The 24,651-nt window shown below is 52.0% G+C and carries 20 protein-coding genes and 1 tRNA gene; 10 read left to right on the top strand and 11 right to left on the bottom strand.

The features are described 5' to 3' along the window. Positions 1-88 precede the first annotated feature (88 nt). The 3 genes from I9W95_RS10480 (at position 89) to I9W95_RS10470 (ending at position 2,350) form a co-directional block, all read left to right on the top strand. Positions 89-361, top strand: a complete 273-nt coding sequence (locus I9W95_RS10480; RefSeq protein WP_225674602.1) for an HU family DNA-binding protein — start codon at positions 89-91, stop codon at positions 359-361. 10 nt (positions 362-371) lie between these two features. Then, positions 372-448, top strand: a tRNA-Asp gene (locus I9W95_RS10475). 63 nt (positions 449-511) lie between these two features. Next, on the top strand, positions 512-2,350 hold the full coding sequence (locus I9W95_RS10470) for a SurA N-terminal domain-containing protein (RefSeq protein ID WP_225674600.1): 1,839 nt from the start codon (positions 512-514) through the stop codon (positions 2,348-2,350). Between the two features lie 49 nt (positions 2,351-2,399). Here I9W95_RS10470 and I9W95_RS10465 read toward each other — a convergent pair whose 3' ends face one another. From I9W95_RS10465 to I9W95_RS10455, 3 genes are all read right to left on the bottom strand, one after another. Continuing rightward, complete coding sequence (locus I9W95_RS10465; RefSeq protein ID WP_225674598.1) at positions 2,400-3,206, bottom strand: enoyl-ACP reductase FabI; 807 nt, start codon at positions 3,204-3,206, stop codon at positions 2,400-2,402. A 13-nt stretch (positions 3,207-3,219) separates the two neighbouring features. After that, positions 3,220-4,863, bottom strand: a complete 1,644-nt coding sequence (locus I9W95_RS10460; protein WP_225674596.1) for an ABC transporter substrate-binding protein — start codon at positions 4,861-4,863, stop codon at positions 3,220-3,222. Positions 4,864-4,931: 68 nt separating this feature from the next. Next, the gene (locus I9W95_RS10455) at positions 4,932-6,479 is read right to left on the bottom strand and encodes a lytic transglycosylase (protein ID WP_225674594.1); all 1,548 of its coding nucleotides are present in this window, start codon (positions 6,477-6,479) and stop codon (positions 4,932-4,934) included. Positions 6,480-6,548: 69 nt separating this feature from the next. Between I9W95_RS10455 and I9W95_RS10450 the strand changes: the two genes are divergently transcribed. Genes I9W95_RS10450 through dnaQ form a run of 3 tightly spaced genes read left to right on the top strand, consistent with a single transcriptional unit; the run spans position 6,549 to position 8,443 of the window. Next, positions 6,549-7,304 carry a methyltransferase domain-containing protein gene (locus I9W95_RS10450; protein WP_225674592.1) on the top strand — a complete coding sequence of 252 codons (756 nt, stop codon included), beginning with the start codon at positions 6,549-6,551 and terminating at the stop codon, positions 7,302-7,304. Between the two features lie 3 nt (positions 7,305-7,307). After that, the gene (gene rnhA, locus I9W95_RS10445) at positions 7,308-7,748 is read left to right on the top strand and encodes a ribonuclease HI (RefSeq protein ID WP_225674590.1); all 441 of its coding nucleotides are present in this window, start codon (positions 7,308-7,310) and stop codon (positions 7,746-7,748) included. Further along, positions 7,745-8,443 (top strand): DNA polymerase III subunit epsilon, encoded by a 699-nt coding sequence (dnaQ, locus tag I9W95_RS10440; RefSeq protein WP_225674588.1) that lies wholly within the window; start codon positions 7,745-7,747, stop codon positions 8,441-8,443. Before rnhA ends, dnaQ begins: the two co-directional genes overlap by 4 nt. Positions 8,444-8,449: 6 nt before the next feature. Here dnaQ and nhaB read toward each other — a convergent pair whose 3' ends face one another. Beyond that, a complete protein-coding gene (gene nhaB, locus I9W95_RS10435) occupies positions 8,450-9,961 on the bottom strand; it encodes a sodium/proton antiporter NhaB (RefSeq protein WP_225674586.1) in 1,512 nt (503 codons plus the stop codon). A gap of 246 nt (positions 9,962-10,207) precedes the next feature. Between nhaB and I9W95_RS10430 the strand changes: the two genes are divergently transcribed. Together I9W95_RS10430 and I9W95_RS10425 are read left to right on the top strand one after the other, a co-directional pair. Then, positions 10,208-11,857 (top strand): hypothetical protein, encoded by a 1,650-nt coding sequence (locus tag I9W95_RS10430; RefSeq protein WP_225674584.1) that lies wholly within the window; start codon positions 10,208-10,210, stop codon positions 11,855-11,857. A gap of 124 nt (positions 11,858-11,981) precedes the next feature. Continuing rightward, positions 11,982-12,503: a hypothetical protein gene (locus tag I9W95_RS10425; protein WP_225674582.1), complete on the top strand. Its 522-nt coding sequence runs from the start codon at positions 11,982-11,984 to the stop codon at positions 12,501-12,503. Between the two features lie 59 nt (positions 12,504-12,562). Here I9W95_RS10425 and I9W95_RS10420 read toward each other — a convergent pair whose 3' ends face one another. Then, the gene (locus I9W95_RS10420) at positions 12,563-12,877 is read right to left on the bottom strand and encodes an SCP2 sterol-binding domain-containing protein (RefSeq protein WP_225674580.1); all 315 of its coding nucleotides are present in this window, start codon (positions 12,875-12,877) and stop codon (positions 12,563-12,565) included. Positions 12,878-13,201: 324 nt separating this feature from the next. Between I9W95_RS10420 and sohB the strand changes: the two genes are divergently transcribed. Further along, a complete protein-coding gene (sohB, locus tag I9W95_RS10415; RefSeq protein ID WP_225674578.1) occupies positions 13,202-14,266 on the top strand; it encodes a protease SohB in 1,065 nt (354 codons plus the stop codon). 3 nt (positions 14,267-14,269) lie between these two features. Here sohB and I9W95_RS10410 read toward each other — a convergent pair whose 3' ends face one another. The 6 genes from I9W95_RS10410 to metH all read right to left on the bottom strand — a co-directional run bounded on the left by I9W95_RS10410 (position 14,270) and on the right by metH (position 23,708). Further along, a complete protein-coding gene (locus I9W95_RS10410; protein WP_225674577.1) occupies positions 14,270-15,430 on the bottom strand; it encodes a cation:proton antiporter in 1,161 nt (386 codons plus the stop codon). Between the two features lie 116 nt (positions 15,431-15,546). Beyond that, complete coding sequence (locus I9W95_RS10405) at positions 15,547-16,038, bottom strand: DUF934 domain-containing protein (protein ID WP_225674575.1); 492 nt, start codon at positions 16,036-16,038, stop codon at positions 15,547-15,549. Beyond that, the gene (locus I9W95_RS10400; protein ID WP_225674573.1) at positions 16,022-17,695 is read right to left on the bottom strand and encodes a nitrite/sulfite reductase; all 1,674 of its coding nucleotides are present in this window, start codon (positions 17,693-17,695) and stop codon (positions 16,022-16,024) included. The genes I9W95_RS10405 and I9W95_RS10400 overlap by 17 nt, the downstream gene beginning before the upstream one ends. Positions 17,696-17,819: 124 nt before the next feature. After that, the gene (locus I9W95_RS10395; protein WP_225674571.1) at positions 17,820-18,611 is read right to left on the bottom strand and encodes a glycerophosphodiester phosphodiesterase family protein; all 792 of its coding nucleotides are present in this window, start codon (positions 18,609-18,611) and stop codon (positions 17,820-17,822) included. Positions 18,612-18,642: 31 nt separating this feature from the next. Continuing rightward, positions 18,643-20,010: an MATE family efflux transporter gene (locus tag I9W95_RS10390; RefSeq protein WP_225674569.1), complete on the bottom strand. Its 1,368-nt coding sequence runs from the start codon at positions 20,008-20,010 to the stop codon at positions 18,643-18,645. A gap of 5 nt (positions 20,011-20,015) precedes the next feature. Then, the gene (metH, locus tag I9W95_RS10385) at positions 20,016-23,708 is read right to left on the bottom strand and encodes a methionine synthase (protein ID WP_225674567.1); all 3,693 of its coding nucleotides are present in this window, start codon (positions 23,706-23,708) and stop codon (positions 20,016-20,018) included. 159 nt (positions 23,709-23,867) lie between these two features. Here metH and nfuA point away from each other — a divergent pair, with 159 nt between their 5' ends. Beyond that, entirely contained in the window at positions 23,868-24,458 is a 591-nt protein-coding gene (gene nfuA, locus I9W95_RS10380; RefSeq protein WP_225674565.1) for a Fe-S biogenesis protein NfuA, read from the top strand. Positions 24,459-24,651 lie beyond the last annotated feature (193 nt).

Genomic DNA, 24,651 nt, shown 5'->3' with positions numbered 1-24,651 from the left:
TAAATCGTCGCTCTGAAATATTTCCTGTAGCGATCGCCCAGTCGCATAACAAGAATTCACAAATTGCGCACAGAGTAAGGGGATAAGTGTGAATAAGTCTGAATTAATCGATGCAATCGCAGCTTCTGCGGATATTCCAAAAGCAGCTGCTGGCCGTGCACTGGATGCTATGATCGAAAGCATTGGTGAAGCACTGAAGAGTGGTGATCAGGTTTCTCTGGTTGGCTTCGGTACATTCCTGGTAAAAGAGCGTGCAGCCCGTACTGGCCGCAACCCTCAGACAGGTGCACCGATCGAAATCAAAGCAGCCAAGGTTCCAGGTTTCAAAGCTGGGAAAGCTCTGAAAGACGCTGTTAACTGAGACTGAATAAGGACCGGTAGTTCAGTTGGTTAGAATACCGGCCTGTCACGCCGGGGGTCGCGGGTTCGAGTCCCGTCCGGTCCGCCAAATTAAAAGCGCATCACCGATGCGCTTTTTTTGTATTGGCGATGCCATATCATTGGAGGAAGCATGCTGCAGACTATGCGCGATAATGCCCAGGGCATGATCGCTAAGGTAATCGTTTTTTTTATCATCTTCGTATTCGCCCTGTGGGGCGTTGAAAGTATCGTGAGTCTGGGTGGTGGTGCCTCAGCGACGGTAAGCGTTGGTGGCGAAGATATCACTGAAGAAGATATCACACGTGTTATCGATCAACAGAAGCGCGAACTGCAAAGTCAGTTCGGGGATCAGTACGACGAAAATCTGTTCAACGAAAAATTTATGCGTCAGTCCGCTATTGAGCGTCTGATTGAAGCAAAAGTCGCATTGGTTAAGGCTAACGACTTCAAGCTTTATGCCTCGGCACGCTCTGTGGACGAGCAAATCGTCAACATGCCAGCGTTTAAACTGGATGGACGATTCAATAAGGAGCAGTTTCAGAACGTTCTGCGTCTGAATGGCATGTCGCCGATGGAACTCCGCGCGATGCTGGCCAGCGATGTTAAAACCGGCCAGATGCCTGCAGCCCTTGTTCTATCTTCAGTTGAGACTCCGTTTGCAGTACAGCTGAGTGAAGCACTGAATAACGAAGTCCGTAGTTTCGAATTTACGGAGATTAATGTTTCTGATCTTGAAGCCTCGGTCGTAGTCAGTGATGAGGATATTCAGGCTCAGTACGAACTGACTCGTGACCAGTATAAAACCCCTGAACAGGTGGCAGTACGTTACGTGAAGCTGACCAAGGCTTCGATTGCGGCCAGTCAGGACGTTAGCGACGAAGACATTCAGCAAGCCTATGACGAATACAAGTCTCGTGAACAGGCGCGTGAGCAGCGTGAGGCCAGTCATATTCTGGTAGAGGTCAGTGATGATCGCTCTGATGCCGATGCAAAAGCGCTTGCGGCTAAAATCAAGGCTGACCTCGATAACGGCGCGGACTTCGCCGCACTTGCAGCAGAATTTTCTGATGATATAGGTACCAGTAAGCAGGGTGGTAACCTTGGGCTTGCAGCTCGTGGTGCTTACGTACCTGAGTTTGAGTCCGCATTGTTTGCGCTGAATGAAGGTCAGATAAGCGATCCAGTGGAAACGGAATATGGTTACCACATCATTCGCGCAGATCGTATCGTCGCTGCAGATGTTAAGTCGCTTACTGACGTTCGTGATGAGATGATCGCGGAAGTGGCTGCTGCAAAAGCGGAAGCGGTTTATGCGGAGCAGTTACAGGAATTGAGTAATATTTCATTCTCGGCAGGATCCGTTGATGCTGTTGCTGAAATACTGGGACTCCAGGTCGAGCAAACCGCACGCTTCACTCGTGATGGCGGCGAAGGCATTGCAGCCAGTGAGGAAGTGCGCCAGCAATCATTCTCTGAGCGAGTACTGTTGGATAAAGAAATCAGTGATGTCATTGAAACCGCTGATGCAGCCATTGTGCTGAGCGTAGCTGAGCATGTTGAGCCTTCAGTGCTTCCGCTAGAGGTTGTGAAACCGCAAATCGTAGCCTCTATTAAGCGCAAGCAAGCTCAGGAGCTGGCCCAGGCCAAAGCAGATGCAATCGTTTCTGGTGAAGCGCAGACAGCAGGCAAATGGAATGATGTAACAACGGCATACACGCAAACGAGTGCAGCCCCCAGAGCCGTTCAGCAGGCAGCTTTTGCGCTGACAGCAGGCGGTGTGCAGTCGGTTAAGACTCCGGCTGGTTATGCAGTGGTTAAACTTAAAGCGATCGAAGCAAAAGACTGGCATGAAATGGTCGCCTCTGATGAATCAACAGAGGCGGGGCGCGCACAGAATAGCCGCGCTGACCTTCTCAGCTATCAGAGCTGGTCGAGAGCTACGGTAGAAATTGAACGTAATGGTTCATAAATAAAAAGGGGCTTACGCCCCTTTTTTTTAATTTCGCCTGGCTGCTATATCACTCAGCGTTGCCTTCTTCCATCTCTTCAATGCTCATGGCGCAGGTGTTAAAGCCGCCATCGACGTATATATTCTGTGCAGAAATGCCAGAGGCCATGTCCGAACACAGGAAAGCTGCAGTATTGCCAACTTCCTCGATGGTGATATTGCGATGCAGAGGTGCTCGGTCTGCATTGCGCTTAAGCATGCGACGGAAGCTTTTAATGCCTGAAGCTGCAAGGGTGCGAATAGGGCCCGCAGAGATCGAATTAACACGAATGCCGTCCTTGCCACACGAACCGGCCAGATAACGCACAGAGGCTTCCAGAGAGGCTTTGGCAAGCCCCATAACGTTATAGTTTGGCAGCGTTTGCTGAGAACCATGGTAGGTCAGTGTCAGCATGGAGCCTGAGCGTCCTTCCATCAGCGGCTTAGCACCTTTGGCCAGAGCGACGAAACTGTAGGCGCTGATGTCGTGAGCAATAGCAAAACCTTCCCGGGTGGTGACCTCCAGATAATCTCCATCTAGCTCCTGCGCTGGCGCATAACCTACCGAGTGAACCAGGATATCAAGGTGGCCCCAGCGCTTTTCCAGTTCCGCGAAAACGGCAGCAATTTCTTCGTCTGATGTAACGTCGCACGGCAGGCAGATATCGGATCCCCAGCCTGCAGCCATTTTTTCTACGCGATCCTTTAATTTTTCACCCTGGTAGGTGAATGCCAGCTCTGCGCCTTCTCGCTGAAATGCTTCTGCAATGCCTGCAGCGATAGAAAGCTTGCTGGCAACGCCAACGATTAATGCGCGCTTACCGGTAAGCATACCCATATTACGTATCCTTTTATGAATCTGACTTCTTGTGTGTTGTTGTGTTTGTTTCAGCGTCTGACTGACGCCGAATACGGGTGTAGTTCGGACCTTTATTATGTTTTCTTGCAGGTTGCGCCAATATGTCAGCGCGATCCTTTTTCCTGATCCACCAGCGGCCACCGTCAGCAATATCAAACAGTGAAAGATGAGCCTGTGTGACATCGGGCAGCGATGCCGATGGATTGTGCAGCCACTCCCAGAACGCTGTATTGGCGTTACTGTATTGTTCAGCTTCAACCAGCAACTTTCTCTCTGCCATGAATTCCCTGAGCTTTGTTGCAGCCTGGCCATTATTTTGCGCAGGCAGGATCAGATGTGCAGGCGCTCCCGGGTTAGCAATATAAACCGCCCCGGATTTACTGGAGAAAAGGCTAAGAAACGCAGCATCAGACAAGGCTCGATCAAAGCTGAGCATGGCGAGATCAAACTGGCCTAGTGAAAGGCGCTGCGAGAAATCTTTCAGGTCAAAGTAGTCCAGAGCAATGTGAATGCCTGTGTTTTCTGCATAGGTAGTCAATTGCTTCAGATCAGCGTCAGTAGCGCTATCGGTGTAGGATAGCGACAAATATTCGGGCATATTTTCAACAGAAAGCAATTCAGCCGGGAGGCCTTCCGGTGAGGCGTTGCCAAAAACTCGCTCAAGTATTGATGCGATCAGCTGGCGTTGAGGGCGTTCAGATAAACTCGTTCGATTGCTGTTCAGTAAAAAGAGTGAGTAAATCTTGCTTGCGCCTTCGATGCTGATAATGCCGATCTTTCTCGTAGAGGAAATGTGTTTGAACTGATGAAGGCTTTCTTCACTGTCTGAAAAGATCACCAGATCAATTTCCCCGCTGGCGAAGGCAGCTAAGGGGTCATCTTCGATCGTGTATTCAATCCGGTCGATATTGAAGCGCTCACGGAAGAAAGGTAAATCCGCTGCCCACCAATCCTTTGTGCGAGAGAAGGTAATTTCGCGTCCATGGTTGATCTGAGATATGTGATACGCGCCAGTAGTTGGTTCAGGGTACCAGTCATAGGCGTCAGGCCAGCCTTTGTGCTTAAGGAAAACATGCTCAGCAAGGGGCTGAATGCCCGCAGTCACTCTGAATAATGCCTCGTCACTGTCTCGTACGCCGGATGCACAGAAATTACCGTTTTCCACGTAGGCTCGTGCAACGTGCTCCGACAGGGTCGTCTGCAGAACTGGTGTTGCTGCATCTCCGCTAAGAATAAAGTTAACAGTGAATACAAGGTCAGATGCTGATACTGGCCAGCCGTCTGACCATCTGGCGGCCGGGTTTATGGTGAAGCAGATGCGTTCTGGTGTAATTGTCCAGCGCTCAGCCAGAAGAGGCGTTACTTCCCCTGATGTATCCACATACACAAGAGGAAGCTGGCTATCAGTGATTTGCCGCATGAGTGTGTTGCCGCTAAGCCCCGGTCCGAGTCGGCGAATATTGCTCGGATAGTCAGCAATAGCCAGGCGAATGCTTCCGCCTTTAAGCACAGAATCAGTTGGCTCATCAGCAGACGCTGCGCCTGCAGAGAGCATACAGAAAGCGACAAAGGCCAATAAGCTGGTGATGCTGCCGCGGCAGAATGGTTTGTAAAATCGATCCATGATTTCCATCATACGGAGTTGCTGCTTTTGATCCAATCGCTGACAACTCCACATATTATGTAGTTGATGGAATAAGTCGGTTAGCGCATAACGTCAACATACAGAGTCAGGGTTTGTCCTGGCTGCAGGTATTTGTTCTTAACCTGATTGGCATTCCAGCGCTTCAGGTCCGACATGCGAACATTGAATTTTTGCGAGATTCGGGCAAGCGAATCGCCCGAACGTACGCGGTAGTTGATCTTGCGGATAACTTCTCGCTTACCAGGGGTCGCCTTCTGTGTCCAGATTACCAGGGTTTGTCCGGGCTTGATCGGATCTCCAGGGGCCATGCCATTCCAGCGCGCCAGTTCACCGACGGTGACGTCATGGTGCCTTGCGATGCCCCAGAAGCTGTCTCCACTGCGAACCTGATACTCGACTTTGTCTGTGTTGCCTGGGCGACGCAATGACTTAATGCGGCTGAGTCTCTGACTGACGCTCTGAGTGTAGGATTCCTGGTTGCGGAAGGCGCTCGGAATAAGAAGCTGCTGGCCAGCGCGTATTATGTTGCCACGGATATTGTTCGCATCCTGAAGCACATCAGGCGTGGTGTGAAACTGACGAGCGATAGTGATCAGGCTGTCTCCTGACTTTACTGAGTACCTTTGCCATTTAACGCGCTGTTGTGCGGGAAGAGATGCAAGCTGATCTTCAAACACGGACTGCTGCTGAACAGGCACCAGCACTTCGTGGGGACCATCAGGATGGGTAGCCCAGCGGTTATAGCCAGGATTCAGTTTATATATTTCGTCGAGATCAGCATCGGCGAGAGCTGCAACCTGAGACAGGTCGATCTGACCTCCGGTATTCACGACAGCAAAATAGGGTTCGTCGCTGAGTGGCTTCAGTGTGAGTCCGTAATCGGACGGATCTCTGATGATCTTCGCAAGGGCGATGAGTTTGGGAACGTAATCGCGGGTTTCACGAGGAAGGTCTAATGCCCAGAAATCCGTTGCTTTGCCTTTCTTTTTGTTTGTTCTGATCGCTTTGCGAACAGTCCCTGCGCCAGAGTTGTAGGCCGCCAGGGCAAGTAGCCAGTCGCCGTTAAACTCGCGCTGCAGCGCGTAAAGGTACTTCAGCGCTGCTTCTGTCGCGGCACGAATATCGCGACGGCCGTCATACCACCAGTCCTGACGTAATCCAAAGTCGCGTCCGGTCGAAGGAATGAACTGCCATACGCCTGATGCGCGACCGTGGGAATACGCGAACGGGTCAAATGCGCTTTCTACAATCGGAAGCAGTGCAAGTTCGCCAGGAACGTCCCGGGCTTCAATTTGTTCTGAAATAAAGTGCAGGTAGCGAACTCCGCGATCAGCCACGCGATCCATATAGGACTGGTGTTTGCTGTACCACTGTATCTGAGAGCGAATGCGTTCGTTATCGACACTGAGATCCAGTTGGTAAGCCGCTATGATGCGCTCCCAGATGTCGTCGTATTGACTGACAATTACCTGCTCCTGCCAGTCATACAGAACGCCGGCTTCTGCTTCAGAGCGTTTGGCCTCCGTGGGCGTAGTGGTTTTCTGGGTGATGCTGGCGCAGCCCGCAAGGGATACGATGGTGCAGATAATTAGTGTGAGACGCTTCATAGGATTACAATGCCAGAATTCAGTCCGCAGTCTAATTAGCATAGCTGCGCCAGGCAAGTTGGAGTAGGGATGAGTTCAGCAAGGGTCAAAGCAGAAATTTATGAGCAATGGCAATTGCGTCAGGATGCACGACGCTTGCTGGCGCTTGAAAGTGGCTGGTTGCGGGATTGGGTCTCGCAGCTGCATGGCCAGCATTTGCTCTACGCAGGGATCGATCGTTCGCCAAGGTTTATTCATAAAGGGCGATTGCAGCATGCGTTTCAGGTGGCATTCGACTGGCAGCAGAATTCAGATTGCTCATCACGCTTCGCGGAGGATGCCTGGCCATTGCCAGACAACAGTCTGGATGTGGCAGTGTTGCAGCATACGCTAGACCTTAGCTCCAGGCCGCATCAGATCATTCGCGAGGCCGCTCGAACCGTGGTTCCGGGAGGGTATATAATTCTGACCGGCTTCAATCCATACAGCCTGTGGGGGCTGGCCAGGCTGGTGAGAACGTTTTCCACCCAGTTGCCCTGGGTTGCCAATCCGGTAAGCGAGGTGCGGCTGAAAGACTGGCTCACATTGCTCGATTTTCGTATCGAACACGCAGCGCCAATTGCGCACGTCTGGCCACTGCCTGTCGGTGGCGAAAAATTACTGCGACGAATTGATCGTGTCCTGGCCGGCAACCGATGGCTGCCTGCTAATGCGTATATCATAGTGGCTCGGAAAACGGTTGCTGGCATGACCACTATTCGTCCAAGACGGTGGCTGGGTAAGGAATCCTTCGGGTTGCAGCCCGTTGCAACCCGGGTAAGTAATGCAAACAGAGAGGTAATCTGACGAATGTCAGACAAGGTTTATCTTTATACAGACGGCGCCTGCAAGGGCAATCCGGGGCCTGGGGGCTGGGGTGCGCTGTTACGTTACGGTACGTCGGAAAAAGAGCTGTGTGGTGGTGAAGACGCGACGACCAATAATCGTATGGAGCTCATGGCAGCGATCGAGGGGTTGAAGGCACTTACGCGCCCGTGCAGCGTAGTTCTGACTACAGATTCTCAATACGTCAAACAGGGCATTAACAGCTGGATGGCCGGCTGGAAAAAAAATGGTTGGAAAACGGCAGCCCGGCAACCTGTCAAAAATAAAGATCTGTGGCAGGCACTCGATGAGCAGGTTCAAAAGCACCAGATTGAATGGCGCTGGGTTAAGGGGCATGCAGGGCATGTGGACAACGAGCGGGCAGATCAGCTGGCGAATCGTGGCGTGGAGCAGGTGAAGCAATGAGACAGGTCGTACTGGATACCGAGACGACGGGTATTGGCGAGGGCCACCGAATCGTTGAGATCGGATGTGTAGAGATAATCGAACGCAAGCTGACCGGGCGTCACTACCATGTATATATTAACCCGCAGCGCGACATTGACCCGGAAGCTGCTGAGGTTCACGGCATTACCAATGAATGGCTGATTGAGCAGGGCGCTCCGGTTTTTTCTCAGGTTGCTGATGACTTTCGCAACTTCATCGCCGGCGCAGAGCTGGTAATTCATAATGCTGCGTTTGACGTCGGCATGATGGATGCTGAATTCTCTCGCCTCAATCTGCCTATGACGCGAGAATTTTGCGGTGTGCTCGACACCCTCAAAATGGCTCGTGAGATGCACCCTGGAGCAAGGGCAAGTCTCGATGCTCTGTGTAAGCGTTACGGCATTGATAACAGCCATCGAGAGCTTCATGGCGCACTTCTCGATGCTGAGATTCTGGCCGATGTTTATCTGATGATGACGGGTGGCCAGACTGCACTGGCGCTGGCGGAAGAGTCAGAAGAGAAGGATGAGATTGTGGAGATTGATATCGGCGATATCGATATCGATGCCTCGGCACTTAAAGTTGTTATGGCCTCAGCGGAAGAGACTGAGGCACACAATAAGATGCTGGATCTGGTTGATAAAAAAAGTGGCGGCGCCATCTGGCGCCGCTGAGTTGCCTTACAGCCAATGGGTTACTGCAAAGTAGCCCAGTCCGGTCATGACCACAGTGTAAGGCAGAGCCATAATGACCATTCTTCCATATGACAGGCGAATCAGAGGAGCGATTGCCGACGTCAGCAGGAACAGGAATGCTGCCTGGCCATTAGGCGTTGCCACGCTTGGCAGGTTGGTGCCGGTATTAATGGCAGCCGCCAGCAGATCAAAATGCTCTCGGGTGATTTCACCGGCATTAAGCGAAGACTTAACTTCTGAGATATATACCGTTGCAACAAACACATTGTCGCTGATAGCGGAAAGCAGACCGTTCGCCAGGAAAAACACACCAGGCTGGGAGTCTGGGCTAACGTGACTATTGTCCAGAATCCAGTGAATGATCGGCGTAAACAAATGTTGTGAATGGATCACGCCAACGATAGAAAAGAACACCACAAGCAGCGCGGTGAAGGGTAAGGCCTCTTCAAATGCTTTGCCGAGCTGATGTTCTTCGATAATGCCGTTGAATGCAGTCAGTAAGACAATGACTGCAAGACCGATGAGACCGACTTCTGCCAGGTGCATGGCAAGACCGACAACCAGGAACACCGCGACCAGTCCCTGCACCCAGAGTTGAGCGATGCGCTTCTGAGTCATGGTTGCCTGTTGCTCGCGATCAAACTCTTCGAGAATGGTACGAACATCAGCTGGCAGCTTTGCGCCGTAGCCAAACCAGCCTGTTTTTTCCAGAATCATGCAGGTGGCAAAGCCGGCAAACAAAACAGGCATGGTAACGGGAGCCATGCGGATGAAGAATTCCATAAACTCCCAGCCCGCCACTTTAGCAATCAGCAGGTTCTGAGGTTCGCCTACCAGTGTACAAACACCACCGAGTGCCGTACCAACGGCGCCATGCATAAGCAGGCTGCGAAGGAATGCGCGAAAATCCTCGAGATCCTGACGGTGCTGTTCTTTCAGTTCGTTATCGTTGCCGTGATCGTGGGCGTGATTGAAGTTCTTGCCACTGGCCACTTTGTGGTAAACGCTGTAAAAGCCAACAGCGACGCTGATCAGTACTGCTGTTACAGTCAGCGCATCCAGAAATGCGGACAGGACCGCTGCAACCGCTGAGAATAACAGTGACAGCATCACCTTGGATCTCACGCCAAGCAGTATCTTGGTAAACAGATACAGCAGCAGGTCTTTCATGAAGTAAATGCCTGCAACCATGAACATCAGCAGCAGAATAACCGGGAAGTTGGTCAGCGTTTCTTCGTACACAACCTCTGGGCTGGCCATGCCAAGAATAATGGCTTCTATAGCCAGTAGACCGCCAGGTTGTAGCGGGTAGCACTTAAGTGCCATCGCCAGCGTGAAAATAAACTCGACAATCAGAACCCATCCCGTGACATACGGTCCAACGGTGTAGAGCAGAAGGATATTAAGGGCGAGGAAGGCCAGAATCGTCTTCTTGTACCAGACAGGGGCATTACCAAGAAAATTGTTGATCATGGCGGCAGAAAGGGTGCTCTGCATCGTGTGATTCCTTTTCAGATCAAGGCTTTACGCCGGCGCGGCCACTGTAATCGCTTTATGTTGAATTGCAACCACCCTGACAAGCGTCAGAGGCATAAACAGCAGTTGTGCCCATGAATCAATCGGATTGTCTGGTTTGCCGGAAAGGTTTTTTCTCTTACAGTATAGTTCATCACATTTAACCGTGTGAAAACGGATCGCGCTTTAATGCCCGCTCCGATAGAATGATCCGAAAGATAACAACGAATGATGCTTGAGATGGCTGAAATATCGACAGGAAGTGAAATATCACAGTTTGCTGCATCGCTGAATCTGGTGCGTACGGAAATTGTAAACGCCCTAGATCAGGCTGCGTCACAGCTGGATCTGCATTCTGAGAACGGGGATCCGGAAAGCCTTCGTTCATTCCTTGAAGAAGTACAGCAGGTTCGTGGCACATTTAAGATGCTGGATTTCCGTGCGGGCGAGCGCCTGTGCGAGGAGTTGGCAGAAACAGGCCGTGTTGTCCGATCTCAGAATGTCTCAGAGTCTGCGCTCAATGCGTTCACCCAGGCGATCGTATTCCTCAAGCGCTACGTCGATTTTATCGTTGGTGGGGAGCCGGTGGCGCCAAGCCTGCTGATTCCAACAATCAATACGGTTCGTCGGGTTCGTAAAGAAAAGCCCCTGCCTGAAGCATACTTTTTCCTTGCGAATCTGCGACCAAAACTCCAGACCCCTCATGCGGAGCCATCTCGGTCCTTTCCGTATCGCCGCGCCCGACAAATGTACCAGCTCGGCCTTATCGGTCTGATCAGAAGCCATGGTCGCCGAGGACCTCTTCAGGTTATGCAGCGAGCAGTACGCCGTTTCGAACAGGCGAGTCGCGGTGGTGCTTCATGGTTGTTCTGGTATGTAGTAGAAGGTGCCCTGGAAGCCTTATCTCAGGATTCCTTTGAAATGACCGCTCAGCGACTGTCGTTGCTGGGCCACCTTGATCGTCAGGTGCGAAGAATACAGGACACCGAAGGCAAAGCTTTTGCGGAGAAGCTGCCGGACTGGCTGCTTAAAGAATTTGTTTATCTGGTCGCACTGGCTGAACCAGAGACGGAGCGCCTGCAGAAACTGCAGTCAGACTTCCAGATAGCTCGCGAGGTTAAAGAAAAGTACCTTGCAGTTGCGCGCTCCAGATTGCGCGGCCCTGACAGCTCAGCACTACAGTCACTGTCTGAAGCACTGCAGGATGAACTCCAGTCAGTTAAAGACTCGCTGGACCTGTTTGAGCGAACCGAGATAACAGACGCTAGTTTTGAAGAATTCATCTCGTCCCTGACCCGAATCGGCGATACGCTGCAGATTGTTAATCTGTCGTCAGCCTCTGATCGCACACTGGCATTGGCTGATGACCTGAAAAATCAGGGCGCGGCGGCTGTCAGCTCCAATATGACGCACATTGCGGATGAAATTATTCATATAGAGCAGGCGATGCGTGCCTTGACACACAACAGCCTGGAAGAAACTTCGCTGGTCGACCCGGTGAGTCTGAGCGAGGCAAAGATTGCCGTTCTGGCTGAATCCATGACGGCACTGACAATGATCAAGCGCGCTATCGGGTCATATATCGACTCCAGCGGTGACAAGCTCCATATTAAAAATGTCGGCAAAAGCATTACCGACGTAGCTGGCGCGATGATGTTTCTTGAGCTGCCGGAAATTTACGACATGCTGCTTGAACTGGATCGTTTCGTCGTGCGTAAGGTACTGGAAAGCGAATTGCCGCCGAAAGAGTCTCAGATGGAGGCGCTGGCAGACGCTATTACTGCTATTGAGTACTTCCTGGATTCGATTGGTGGCCAGTCCGCTGGCACAGACGAAGCCCTCAAACTTGCCCGCGAAAGCATTAATCACCTGAGGTAAGTCGATGTTACAAGGAAGTCTTACCGGTATAGCTGGAATCTTATTGTTTATAGCCCTGATTCTCATTGTGTTTCTATGGTGGGGCAGAGGATGGTTTTTACAGTGGCTGAAAGGGTCTGCCGGCATGCTGTTGCTGGCTGGCAGTGTCATTTCGGTATTTATGCTTGTCGATTTGTGGAGCTATCGTCAGCTGCTTGATGAGGAGCCTTTAGCAACCGTCAGCATTTACGAGCTGGGGGATCAGCAGTTCGACCTGACACTTGTTGATGCTTCAGGAAAGGAGCAACGATTCAAGCTGATGGGCGATCAATGGCAGTTGGATGTTCGTCTGCTGGTTTGGAAAGGCCCGGTCGTAGCTTTGGGCGCCATGCCTGTATACCGTCTTGATCGTATATCAGGCAGGTACTTGTCGCTGGAGCAGGAGAGAACCAGTGAGCGCACCGTCTACACCTTGACTGACTCCCGTTGGTTTGACCTGTGGAGCGCCCTGAAAGGTCACAAACTATGGCTGGAAGCCGAATCTGGTCAGGCTGTTTATATGCCACTGGTCAATGGCGCTGTGTTTTCGGTGCATCTGACACCTAAAGGTATGATCGCACGCCCCCTGAACGACGTGGCGGAAGAAGCACTTGGAACCGGATGGTGAAAAAGTAGCGCCCATAAAAAAAAGCGACCTTATGGTCGCTTTTTTTTATGCTTTGGCAATTAAGCTGGGAACAGTTCGCCCAGTTTGGTAGCCAGCATCATGTCGCCTTCAACGCGCAGTTGACCAGACATGAACGCCTGCATGCCATCAGTTTCACCAGAAACGATGCCTTTCAGAGTTTCAGTGTTCATGATCAGGGTTACGTTAGCGTCGTCGTTTTCGCCTTCAGCAACGCTGCAAGCACCGTCGTTAACGATCAGGTGGTAGGTCTCGCCATCTTCGATGTTGAATTGGAAGATCAGATCAAGGCCAGCAGCAGCAGCGGCGTTGAACTTGCTGTTCATGGTTTCGATGATTTCTGCAACAGATGCCATAACGGTTTCCTTATTATTGCTACATACGACAGGTATTCAGCTGATGAGATGATGCGTATTCAGCATCCTGTCTGTGGAATTTGTCTGAAAAACAGACGGCACAACTCTATGTCCTGCACGGAGTAGTGTCAATTAAAATTCATACATCTGTTTGAAGGTGAATTTTGCCAACGATTACTGCTGGCATAACAATAGGTTACCCATGACCAATGGACTGGTATGATCCCCGTCATAACTGAATAAAGCGGGCATTGGCGCACGTGGATTGCCCTACTGCGTCAGGCTGGATGCTCAATCTGAACACACTCAAGCAAGGATCAATCTGTGGAATTCCTCTCTGATTACGGACTTTTTCTCCTGAAGGCCATTACAGTCGTAATAGCAATTCTGTTTGTTGTTGGCGGCGTTGTCGCAGTAGGGGCCAGAAACCGTAAGCCAGGCAGTGAAGGAGAGTTATCCGTTCGCAAACTGAACGATGAGCTTGAGGATGATCGCGAGCAGTTAGAAGACGCGATCCTGAGCAAGGATGAGCTAAAGGCCCTCGATAAAGATAAGAAAAAGGAAGACAAAGCCCGACTGAAGGCAGAGAAGAAACGGTCTAAAGATGGACTGGAATCCAGAGAAGTACGCAAGCGAGTGTTTGTGATGGACTTCGATGGCGATATTCAGGCCAGCGCCGTGGATACATTTCGCCGTGAAATCACGGCGGTACTGACCATGGCTCGTCCGGATGATGAAGTGGTGGTCCGCCTGGAAAGTGGCGGTGGCATGGTGCACTCCTATGGTCTGGCCGCATCACAGTTGAAACGAATTCGCGATAAAGGTATTGCTCTCACGGTGTGTGTTGATCGCGTCGCTGCCAGTGGTGGCTATATGATGGCTTGCATCGCCAACCGCATTGTCGCCGCACCATTTGCCATCATCGGCTCAATTGGCGTGGTGGCACAGCTGCCTAACTTCAGTCGTCTCCTTAAAAAGCATGATGTTGACTACGAACTTTTCACTGCCGGTGAATACAAGCGAACCGTGACCATGTTTGGCCACAATTCGATGAAGGCAAAAGACAAGTTTCAATCCGACCTGGAAGATACACACGACTTGTTCAAGGCGCATGTTAAACAATTCCGCCCACGTATCGAGATTGAAAAAGTAGCGACTGGCGATATCTGGTATGGGCAGCAGGCAATTGAAAACAAACTGATCGATGAAGTCGGAACCAGCGATGACTACATAGTTGCAGCCTGCGATCGTGCCGATGTGTTTGGCGTACGCTACGAACACCGTAAGACTCTGCAGGAGAAGCTTGGTATCTCATTGCAGAAGGGTATTGAATCTGCCTTCACCCGCATTCTGACCGTACTCAGCCGCCAGCAGCAAAGTAAAGGCTAGAACTCAGTCGCGCCTCAAACGTTCGCTGACGGCGATAGGGTTGGGGTAGTTGAATACCACGATATAGCTCGACACTACGAATGTCAGAATGGCGGTAGCCTGAATCAGAAGGGCGCCCTGTTCTGACAAAAGTGAGCTTTCAGTTGCTACAAAGGCGATCAGCAATGAGAACTCACTGATCTGCCCGAGTCGAAATCCCACGTCCCAGGCTAACTCCCGGCGTTCGCTGAAGCGGCCAAGCAACACCCTAAAGGCCAAAGGCTTAAGCCCAAGAACAACAATTGCCAGTACAATGGCCGGCAGGGCAACATCGCTGAGCAACTGTAAATTGAACTGAGCCCCCAGCGCGAAGAAAAACATAACCAGGAAAAAGTCTCTCAGCGGTTTCAGGCTGATGGCTATGTATTGGGCGATAGGACTGGTTGCCAGGGTTACACCGGCAATGAATGCCCCAATCTCATGAGTAAGCCCGACCAGCTTGGCCGCCTCAGCGACAGCCAGGCACCAGCCAATCGCAAGAATAAACAGATACTCCTGGAAGCGATCGAATCGCGTAATCAGCGGCAGAAGCGCGCCTTTTACAATCAGATAACAGGCGGCGGCAATCAGGGGAAGTGCTGCAAACGGCTGCCAAACAGGCATGGTGCCATTGCCTTCCATTACACCAAGCAGAATAAGCACCAGGATGGCCAGCATATCCTGCAGAAGCAGCAGGCCAATCATCAGTTCGCCCATGTGCTTGTGATGCAGAACTGTAGTTGGCAGTAATTTCAGGCCAATGATGGTTGAAGAAAACATCATGGCCAGGCCGATGATGATGCCGTCCTGCAGGGTGAAGCCGAAAACGACAGGCAGTCCGAACCCTGCCAGAAAAAATACCGCAGAGCTTGCCAGCGCTACAGGCAGAGCCTTACGTACAACCGCGAACAGAGCTGACGGCTGCATATCCAGACCAAGCAGGAAAAGCAGAAACAAAATTCCGATGTCGGCCATATCGGCGACTGATTCCGGGTGCTCTATCAGCCCAAAACCAAAGGGGCCGATCAGGGCGCCAAGTGCGATATAGGCAATCAGCACTGGCTGGCGTGTATACAACGCCAGGGTGGCCAGCACCAGCGCACCAGAGAAAATAAGGAAGAACGAAAAAACAATGTCTTGCTGCATAACACCCCCGATAGCTGGTGTGATTATAGCGGCTGCTCAGTTCAGAGTAATGGCGGAAGTCAGAATGGTATAGGGGAGGGAAGCCAGTCAGAAGATTGTCCTGACTGGCCAAATGCTCATGCGCGGCGGCGGAATAACGGGCGCGGGTCGGCGACGTCGTTCTGATAGCAGGCAGTAAAGGTCGAGAAAGCGGCCAGTGCAACTTCCAGTTCCTGGTCGTCTCGCAGGGCGTAGCTGTCGAAGCCGCAGCGTTTCATAAAGAAAAGCTGGTCGATCAGTACATCACCAACCGCGCGCAGCTCACCTTTGTAGCCATGGCGCTCACGCAGCAGGCGAGCGGCACTGTAGCCGCGACCATCGGCAAACTTCGGAAAGTTGATCGCTATGATAGGAAAGGACGATGCGTCATCGCCAATCAGGTCTGCCGTCTGATCACTTTCCAGATACAGGCCAATGTCACCGGCCTGTGCGGCTGGCAGCAGAGCTTCACGCTCAGACTGCCAGCGCCCAAGAGAAATCAGGCTGCCGGAAGTGGCTTCTGCAGAATCTTCAACCAGTTGCCATGCGGAATCCTGAATAAGCTGACCGTTCTTAATTAGCTGGGCCATACACTGCCTCCTTATACGCTGCGTGACCAATGCGACGGTAGGCCTCGAGGAAGGATTCGCCCTCGGAACGCTTGGCTACATAAAAATCGAGAATCCTGGCTATCACGTCCGGCATCTGCTCGCGTGCAAATGAAGGCCCCAGAATCTTGCCCAGAGAGGCTTCTTCGGTGTGGTTGCCACCACTGTTACCGCCAAGGGAGATCTGATAGAACTCTTCGCCTTTTTTATCAACACCCAGTACGCCGATATGGCCTACATGGTGATGGCCACAGGCATTCATGCAGCCAGAGATATTGAGGTCGATTTCACCCAGATCATACAGATAGTCGAGATCATCAAAGCGAGCCTGAATGGCTTCTGCTACCGGAATTGACTTGGCATTTGCCAGTGCGCAGAAATCACCACCCGGGCAGCAAATCATGTCGGTTAGTAGTCCCAGGGTTGGTGTTGCCAGCCCCAGTGCTTTCGCTTCCTGCCATAAGGCGAACAGTTGGCTTTGTTCAACATCCGCCAGCACCAGGTTCTGCTGGTGAGTAGAGCGCAGCTCGCCAAAACTGTACTTGTCAGCAAGATCGGCAACAGCATCCATCTGCTCGGCTGTAACATCACCTGGCGGCGTACCAATCTGTTTCAGGGTCAGTGTTACAACGGCGTAGCCTGCTTTCTTGTGCGCACGGACATTGCGGCCCAGCCAGCGGGCAAAGGCAGGGGATTCTGCTTTTGCAGCTTCAAGTTCTGCAGGGTTGTTCTGCAGTTCGCGATAAGCAGGGTCGGTGAAGTGTTTTTTCACGCGCTGCAGCTCTTCCTGGGTCAGCTTGCCAGCACCGTCGCGAATACGATCGAACTCGGCATCAACCAGTTCGCGCATGCGTTCTATACCCAGTGCTTTAGTCAGGATTTTAATGCGAGCCTTGTATTTGTTATCGCGACGACCGAACTGGTTATAAACGCGAATGATTGCGTCCAGGTAGGTCAGCAGGTCTTCTTCAGGCAGGAAGCTGCAGATCTCTTCACCCAGAATAGGGGTGCGGCCAAGGCCACCTCCAACCAGGATGCGGTAGCCAATATCGCCGGCATCGTTGCGAACAATGTTCACGCCCACATCATGCATCTGAATGGCTGCACGGTCGGCACCAGGTACAGCGTTAACGGCGATCTTGAATTTACGCGGCAGGAAGGCGAATTCCGGGTGGAATGTCGACCACTGGCGAATAATTTCGCAGTATGGGCGAGGGTCGGTAACTTCTTCCGCGATAACACCAGCATATTCGTCAGTGGTGGTATTGCGGATACAGTTACCACTGGTCTGCACGGCGTGCATCTGCACTTCGGCCAGGTCTGCAAGAATCTGTGGACACTCTTCCAGTTTCGGCCAGTTAAACTGCAAATTCTGACGGGTAGAGAAGTGTGCGTATCCCTTGTCGTAGTCGCGAGCCACTTTGGCCAGTGCACGAAGCTGAGCGGTGTTCAGAGCACCATAAGGAATGGCCACGCGCAGCATAGGCGCGTAACGCTGAACATAAATACCATTTTGCAGACGCAGCGGCAGGAACTCATCCTCCGCGATTTTACCGTCCAGATAGCGCTCCATTTGCCCCTTAAACTGGGCGACGCGCTCGTTCAGCAGTTGCTGATCGTACTCATCATAAATGTACATAAAGACCCGGTTGCTAACCTTTATATAGTTAGGGAAGTGGTTATGGCCGGGAAAGATATCAGAGCTTCTATATTCTTAAAATTAATATTTATCTATATGCTAATTCGATAAAACCATAAAGGAATCAATGGTGGCGACCGTCTCGGGTCCAGCGCGACAGAGCTCTGACCATGCGTGCAGGGTAGTCTGTAAATATGCCATCAACGCCATAGCTCAGCAGAGCTTCAGCCGTATCCGGGTTGTTTACGGTATAGCTCAGCAGATGATAGCCGGCAGCCTTTATTTCCCTGATTACGGACTCGTTGGCAAACTCAGCCTGAAAATGCAGCCCCTGACAGCCTGCCTCCTCAATTCTCTCCGACCAGTTGCGCGGAATGGCTTCGACATTGATTGCCCGGGTTATATGAGGCAGGTGCGAAGCGCAGGCCCGAAGTGCATGCAAGCTGAAACTACTGAGTAACAGTGGATGCTCATAGGGGACTTCCTGAAGGGCGCGACTGATTGCCCATACCGTCTCTGATTCACGTCCGATAACAGGCTTGACTTCGAGATTGAGATTGAGGTCCAGCTGATTTGCCAGTGTGAACAACTCTGTCAGGGTCAGAATTCGTTGCTGACTGAACGCTTCGCTAAACCAGCTGCCCGCATCGAGTTTCTTCAACTCGGAAAGGCGATGCAGATTGAGAATGCCACTACCACTGGTACAGCGATCCAGATCGTGATCATGATGGATCACAGCAATACCATCAGCACTGATAGTGACGTCGACCTCTACCCACTGCGCTCCCTGGTGAGCTGCCAACTCAATTGAAGCTTGGGTATTCTCAGGTGCTTCACCGCAGGCGCCACGATGGCCAATGACGGGCGTTATATAATCGTAAGCAGAAAAAACCGGTGGTGGCAGACGGCTTGGCATGGCGGCTCCAGAGACAATATGGCAAATGTCACTACAAAGAGATCCGGCTCCATTGGCGGCGCTTCCAGATGCTCCCGTAAATCGCCGATAACGTAATACGTTGCGCAGACTGAAGCAACCAGATTCCAAGCAAGCCGTAGCCTGCAATAGGACCGATGATGTAGGCGAGAGGGAGCAATACGAACCACTGCATGGTCAGATTTATGCGCATTACCTGGCGGCTTGCACCAGCACCAAGCAACGCCTGGGTCAGCACCATGGCTGTAACTTCCAGGGCAATGGCAAGACCTGTAACCTGCAAAGGCAGCGTTCCAAGCGAGATCAGTGGCTCGTGGGGGGTGAAAACTCTCAGAACCTGCTCGGGAAACAGCCAGAGCGGCATTGCGGAAACAGCCATAACAAGCGTCGCCACTTTAACGACATCCCAGCCCCAGCGGTAAGCATCTTCAGCATGGCCTTTACCCAGGGCATGCCCCACCAGACTGGTCGAAGCCATGCCAAGCCCCACCGCAGGCAAAATCATCATCAGCGCCAGGCTGATAAGAATATGACCGATCGCCTGTGCTTCAGTGCCAACCTGACCAATAATCCAGAACAGAATGCTGTTGCCGACGGCAAACAGTGTTTGCTGGGCCGAATTGGGCAGTGCCAGACGCATAAGGGGGCGAACAGCGGAAAAGTCTGTTGGGGAGTGGTGATAGAAGCGCTTGCGATGCGTAATAAAAAGTTGCCAGCATAGCAGTAGCGTGCCAAGGATTTGTGCAGCGGTTGTGCCTATGCCAGCACCAACCGCCCCCATACCTTGCCAGCCAGCCACACCGAAAACCAGTATGTAACTGATAAGGACGTTAGCGATGTGCATGGTCAGCAGTGAGCGAAAATAAATGCGTCCTTCGCCGATGCCATTCCAGAAACCACGAAAAACGAAATTCATCCCGACAGCAACGATAGCAATCGTGCGCCACTCAAAATAAGGTATCGCAATATCAAGGACTTGCTGGCTTTTATTAAAGAGGGGGATCAGATACTGAGCGCCACAATAGAATGCCAGCGCCAGAGGAATTCCTATCAGAACGGCGAGCTGCAGACCCGCATACAATGGGCTGGTTAATCCTTCCGTGTCGCCGGCACCGAAGCGTCTCGCTACCAATGCCTGAACAGCAGCCGACAACCCCATGACCACCGACACCATAACAAAGGTGGCATAGGCTCCTATGCCTACGCCAGCCAGTGCCGTATCACCCAGGCGACCAACGATCGCGGCATCGACCAGATTCATTATGCTCTGGCTGAGCATGGCGCCAATAATCGGCAGGCTGATACTGAATACCCGAAGCAGACGATCAGAAGGAATTGCCAGCAATCGGGCAACCCCCTGAGTCAGCGATCCAGCAGACATACTGCTTAACGGTCGTAGCTGAGGTTAGGCGACAACCAACGCTCCATTTGCTCCAGATCCATGCCCTTACGAGCGGCAATATCGGTCACCTGATCTTTGTCGATCTTACCTAGGCCAAAGTACTTAGACTCCGGATGGGAGAAGTACCAGCCGCTAACAGACGCCGCTGGCGTCATGGCGAAGTTTTCAGTCAGAGACACGCCAGTGTTGGCTTCACCCTCGAGAAGAGCAAACAGGGTGGTTTTCTCGGTGTGATCCGGACACGCAGGGTAGCCCGGCGCTGGACGGATGCCCTTATAGGCTTCTTTGATCAGCTCTTCGTTGGAGAAACTCTCATCGTTGGCGTAACCCCAGGTCTCTTTACGGACGATCTCGTGCATGCGCTCGGCAAAGGCTTCCGCCAGACGGTCAGCCAGTGCCTTCATCATGATGCTGTTGTAATCGTCGTGGTTGGCGTCGTATTCCTTGGCCAGTTTTTCTGCTTCGATACCCGCAGTCACGATAAAGCCACCGACGTAATCATTCTGAGTACCTTCCGGTGCCACGAAGTCAGCCAGAGAGTAGTTTGGCTGATCGTTCGGCTTGTCGGTCTGCTGACGCAGGTGGTGCAGTACGGCAATTTCTTCTGATTTGTCGTCGTTGAATACGACAATGTCGTCCGCGCCACGACGGTTTGCTGGCCAGATGCCAACCACGCCACGGGCGTTAAAGAGCTTCTCGTCGATTATGCGTTGCAGCATCGCCTGAGCATCCTTATAAAGTGCAGTTGCGGCTTCGCCGACCACTTCGTCTTCAAGGATGCGTGGGAATTTGCCGGCCAGTTCCCAGGACATAAAGAACGGGGTCCAGTCGATATACTTAGCCAGATCCGCCAGATCAAAGTTTTCATAAACAGAGATGCCGGTTTTTGCTGGCACCGGTGGCACATAGTTGTCCCAGTCGCCTTTATAGGCGTTTTCACAGGCCTTTTCGTAGGTCAGCAGGGCTTTTGCTTTACGGTTGGCGTTACGCTCACGCACAGCGACGTATTCTTCGCGACGCTCGGCAATGAATTCCGCCTTGGCTTGTGCGTTGACCAGCTTCTGCGCTACGCCCACAGCGCGGGACGCGTCCGGCACGTAAACAGCAATATCATTCTTATACTGTGGCTCGATTTTAACCGCAGTATGCGCTTTAGAGGTCGTTGCGCCGCCGATCATCAGCGGCAGATGGAAGTCCAGACGCTGCATTTCGCGGGCAACGTGCACCATTTCGTCCAGCGATGGAGTGATCAGACCGGAAAGGCCGATAATGTCGCAATTCTCTTCTTTGGCGACTTTCAGAATCTTTTCCGCCGGTACCATCACGCCAAGATCAACGACTTCGAAGTTGTTGCACTGAAGTACCACGCCTACGATGTTCTTGCCGATGTCGTGAACGTCACCTTTCACGGTTGCCATCAGGATCTTGCCCTGAGACTCAGATTTGCCGTCTTTCTCGGCTTCGATGTATGGCAGCAGGTAGGCAACAGCCTGTTTCATTACGCGGGCACTTTTTACCACCTGAGGCAGGAACATTTTACCTGAGCCGAACAGGTCGCCAACCACGTTCATGCCATCCATCAGTGGTCCTTCGATCACCTGAATAGGGCGGTCAAACATCTGGCGTGCTTCTTCGGTATCTTCTTCAACGAAGGAGTTAATACCTTTTACAAGAGCATGAGTGAGACGCTCAGCAACCGGCAATGAGCGCCACTCTTCAGTTTCCTTCTCTTGAACAGAACCATCGCCACGATACTTTTCGGCGATTTCCAGAAGACGGTCAGTGCCATCTTCGCGCTTGTTCAGAATCACATCTTCGACGCGTTCTTTCAGCTCTGCAGGCAAATCGTCATATACGGCAAGCTGACCGGCGTTGACGATACCCATGCTCATGCCATTCTGGATGGCGTAGTAGAGGAATACAGAGTGAATTGCTTCACGTACTGGCTCGTTACCGCGGAACGAGAAGGAAACGTTACTCACACCACCGGATATCTTGGCGTGTGGCAGGTTTTCTGTGATGTATTTACAGCTATTGATAAAATCGACAGCGTAGTTGTTGTGCTCTTCAATGCCTGTCGCTACTGCAAAGATATTCGGGTCAAAGATGATGTCTTCTGGTGCGAAGCCCACTTTGTCCACCAGGACACGATACGAACGCTCGCAGATTTCGTTCTTACGCTGTTCTGTATCGGCCTGACCGGTCTCGTCAAAGGCCATTACCACGACGGCAGCACCATAACGCTTGCAGCGCTTCGCCTTGGCAATGAACTCTTCTTCGCCTTCTTTCAGCGAGATAGAGTTCACAACCGCTTTACCCTGAATGCACTTCAGGCCTGCCTCGATGATCTCCCACTTGGAGGAGTCAACCATAACAGGGACGCGGGCGATATCAGGCTCGGAGGCAATCAGGTTCAGATAGCGCACCATAGCGGCTTCTGAGTCGAGCATGCCTTCGTCCATGTTGATGTCGATGATCTGGGCGCCGTTCTCAACCTGCTGACGGGCAATTTCCAGTGCTTCGTCGTAGTTTTCTTCAATGATCAGACGCTTGAACTTCGCTGAGCCCGTGACGTTGGCACGCTCGCCGACGTTAACGAACAAGCTGGTTTCGTCGAAATTGAATGGTTCGAGTCCCGACAGGCGACAGGCCGGCTTGATCTCAGGGATCACGCGCGGTTTATGCTTCTTAACTGCTTCGGCCACGGCTTTGATGTGTGCCGGAGTCGTACCGCAGCAGCCACCAATAATGTTCAGGAAGCCACTGGCGGCAAACTCTTCAACGATAACGGCCATCTCTTGCGGTGACTGATCGTATTCACCGAACTCATTCGGCAGGCCGGCGTTAGGGTGCGCGGATACATAACAGTTCGACTTGTTTGACAGCTCTTCTACGTGAGGGCGCAGCTCTTCCGCACCCAGGGCGCAGTTCAGGCCGATAGTCAGTGGCTTGGCGTGGGCCAGTGAGTTGTAGAAGGCTTCTGCGGTCTGGCCCGAAAGAGTACGGCCAGAGGCGTCAGTAATGGTGCCTGAGATCATGATCGGCAGTTCTTCACCGCGCTGCTCGAAGACTTCCTGCACTGCGAAAACGGCCGCTTTCGCGTTCAGGGTATCGAATACGGTTTCTATCAGGATGATGTCAGCACCACCATCCATAAGGGCTTCAGTAGCCTCAATGTATTCTTCAACCAACTGGTCGAAGGTAATAGCACGATAGCCAGGATCGTTTACGTCAGGCGAGATAGAACAGGTCTTACTGGTAGGTCCGAGTACACCTGCTACGTAACGTGGAATACCGGTTTCAGCTTCAACCTCGTCAGCGACTTTGCGAGCGAGGGCGGCCGCGGCCCGGTTCAGCTCGGGTACCAGGTCCTCGAGCTGGTAATCGGCCTGAGAAACACGGGTACTGTTGAAAGTATTGGTTTCAACAATGTGCGCGCCCGCATTGAAATACTGGCGGTGGATTCCAGCGATAATTTCCGGTTGGGTAATAACCAGCAGATCGTTATTACCCTTAACCTCCTGGGTAATATCTGCAAAGCGCTGCCCGCGATAGTCTTTCTCTTCCAGCTGATGGCTCTGAATCAGCGTCCCCATGCCGCCATCAAGAATATGAATGTAACTCTGCAGGTCGGCTTTCAGGCGGGCGATACGTTGCTGGCGTTGTGTATTAGGCATATTCGGGGCGTTCTGAGTCATTAATCAGCGGAAACAATTATAAAAGGCGCAGAATTGTACCAGAGGCATAACAGCTTGTCTTATCCAAGCAATTTACTTGGGTATTTATCGGGATGCGGGCTTCCGTTACAATGCCGCCACTGATAAGAGGTATCCATCATGACGACAATCATCAATATCACTCCCGACGCAGAAGACTATCTCGCTCAGCTGCTTGAAAAGCAGAGCGTAGAGGGCATGTCGGTGCGAGTGTTTATTACTCAGCCGGGCACTAAATACGCAGAAACCTGCCTGGCATATTGTCGTCCGGAGGAGGTGCATGCGTCCGACTTTATCCAGCAAATGGATAAAATTCGCGTCTACGTTGAAGCTATGAGCATCCCTTATCTGGAAGAGGCGATCATCGACTTTGCCAAAGATCGCATGGGGGGACAGCTCACCATTAAAGCGCCAAACGCCAAAATGCCTAAGGTAACATCAGACAGCCCGGTAGAAGAGCGCATCAACTACCTGCTGTACACCGAAATAAATCCTGGGCTTGCGTCCCACGGCGGTGAAGTAAGTCTGGTAGAGCTGACCGACGATGGTATAGCGATTCTGAAGTTTGGTGGCGGCTGTCAGGGCTGCAGCGCTGTCGATATGACGCTTAAGGATGGGGTGGAAGCCTCGCTGATCGCCAAAATCCCGGAAGTGACTGGCGTGCGTGACGTTACAGACCATACCCAAACCGATAACGCGTATTTCAAATAATAAAAAGGCCAGCTTAGCTCACTGCTGTCCCACAAATTTTTATTTGAACTTTTGTGAGATATTCCAGGCCCCTTGTCCTCATAGAGGGGCCTTCCGATACGTCGGACCGCCCCTCTCGCCGGACGGGCTATCTCCCCGCTTCGCGCTGTCCTGGCTCGTTTACCCTTGAAACCTCGATATTTCCTGACCTCGC

It is taken from the genome of Thalassolituus marinus (genome assembly GCF_020320395.1).
Taxonomy (GTDB): Bacteria; Pseudomonadota; Gammaproteobacteria; order Pseudomonadales; family Oceanobacteraceae; genus Venatoribacter; species Venatoribacter marinus.
This window is presented reverse-complemented; position numbering and strand designations above follow the sequence as displayed.

Bases quoted from the DNA above. Each gene is read 5' to 3' on its own strand.
- I9W95_RS10470 (WP_225674600.1), top strand. From the start codon at position 512: ATGCTGCAGACTATGCGCGATAATGCCCAGGGCATGATCGCTAAGGTA.
- I9W95_RS10465 (WP_225674598.1), bottom strand. From the start codon at position 3,206: ATGGGTATGCTTACCGGTAAGCGCGCATTAATCGTTGGCGTTGCCAGC.
- I9W95_RS10460 (WP_225674596.1), bottom strand. From the start codon at position 4,863: ATGATGGAAATCATGGATCGATTTTACAAACCATTCTGCCGCGGCAGC.
- I9W95_RS10455 (WP_225674594.1), bottom strand. From the start codon at position 6,479: ATGAAGCGTCTCACACTAATTATCTGCACCATCGTATCCCTTGCGGGC.
- I9W95_RS10450 (WP_225674592.1), top strand. From the start codon at position 6,549: ATGAGTTCAGCAAGGGTCAAAGCAGAAATTTATGAGCAATGGCAATTG.
- rnhA (WP_225674590.1), top strand. From the start codon at position 7,308: ATGTCAGACAAGGTTTATCTTTATACAGACGGCGCCTGCAAGGGCAAT.
- dnaQ (WP_225674588.1), top strand. From the start codon at position 7,745: ATGAGACAGGTCGTACTGGATACCGAGACGACGGGTATTGGCGAGGGC.
- nhaB (WP_225674586.1), bottom strand. From the start codon at position 9,961: ATGCAGAGCACCCTTTCTGCCGCCATGATCAACAATTTTCTTGGTAAT.
- I9W95_RS10430 (WP_225674584.1), top strand. From the start codon at position 10,208: ATGATGCTTGAGATGGCTGAAATATCGACAGGAAGTGAAATATCACAG.
- I9W95_RS10425 (WP_225674582.1), top strand. From the start codon at position 11,982: ATGCTGTTGCTGGCTGGCAGTGTCATTTCGGTATTTATGCTTGTCGAT.
- I9W95_RS10420 (WP_225674580.1), bottom strand. From the start codon at position 12,877: ATGGCATCTGTTGCAGAAATCATCGAAACCATGAACAGCAAGTTCAAC.
- I9W95_RS10410 (WP_225674577.1), bottom strand. From the start codon at position 15,430: ATGCAGCAAGACATTGTTTTTTCGTTCTTCCTTATTTTCTCTGGTGCG.
- I9W95_RS10405 (WP_225674575.1), bottom strand. From the start codon at position 16,038: ATGGCCCAGCTAATTAAGAACGGTCAGCTTATTCAGGATTCCGCATGG.
- I9W95_RS10400 (WP_225674573.1), bottom strand. From the start codon at position 17,695: ATGTACATTTATGATGAGTACGATCAGCAACTGCTGAACGAGCGCGTC.
- I9W95_RS10395 (WP_225674571.1), bottom strand. From the start codon at position 18,611: ATGCCAAGCCGTCTGCCACCACCGGTTTTTTCTGCTTACGATTATATA.
- I9W95_RS10390 (WP_225674569.1), bottom strand. From the start codon at position 20,010: ATGTCTGCTGGATCGCTGACTCAGGGGGTTGCCCGATTGCTGGCAATT.
- metH (WP_225674567.1), bottom strand. From the start codon at position 23,708: ATGCCTAATACACAACGCCAGCAACGTATCGCCCGCCTGAAAGCCGAC.
- nfuA (WP_225674565.1), top strand. From the start codon at position 23,868: ATGACGACAATCATCAATATCACTCCCGACGCAGAAGACTATCTCGCT.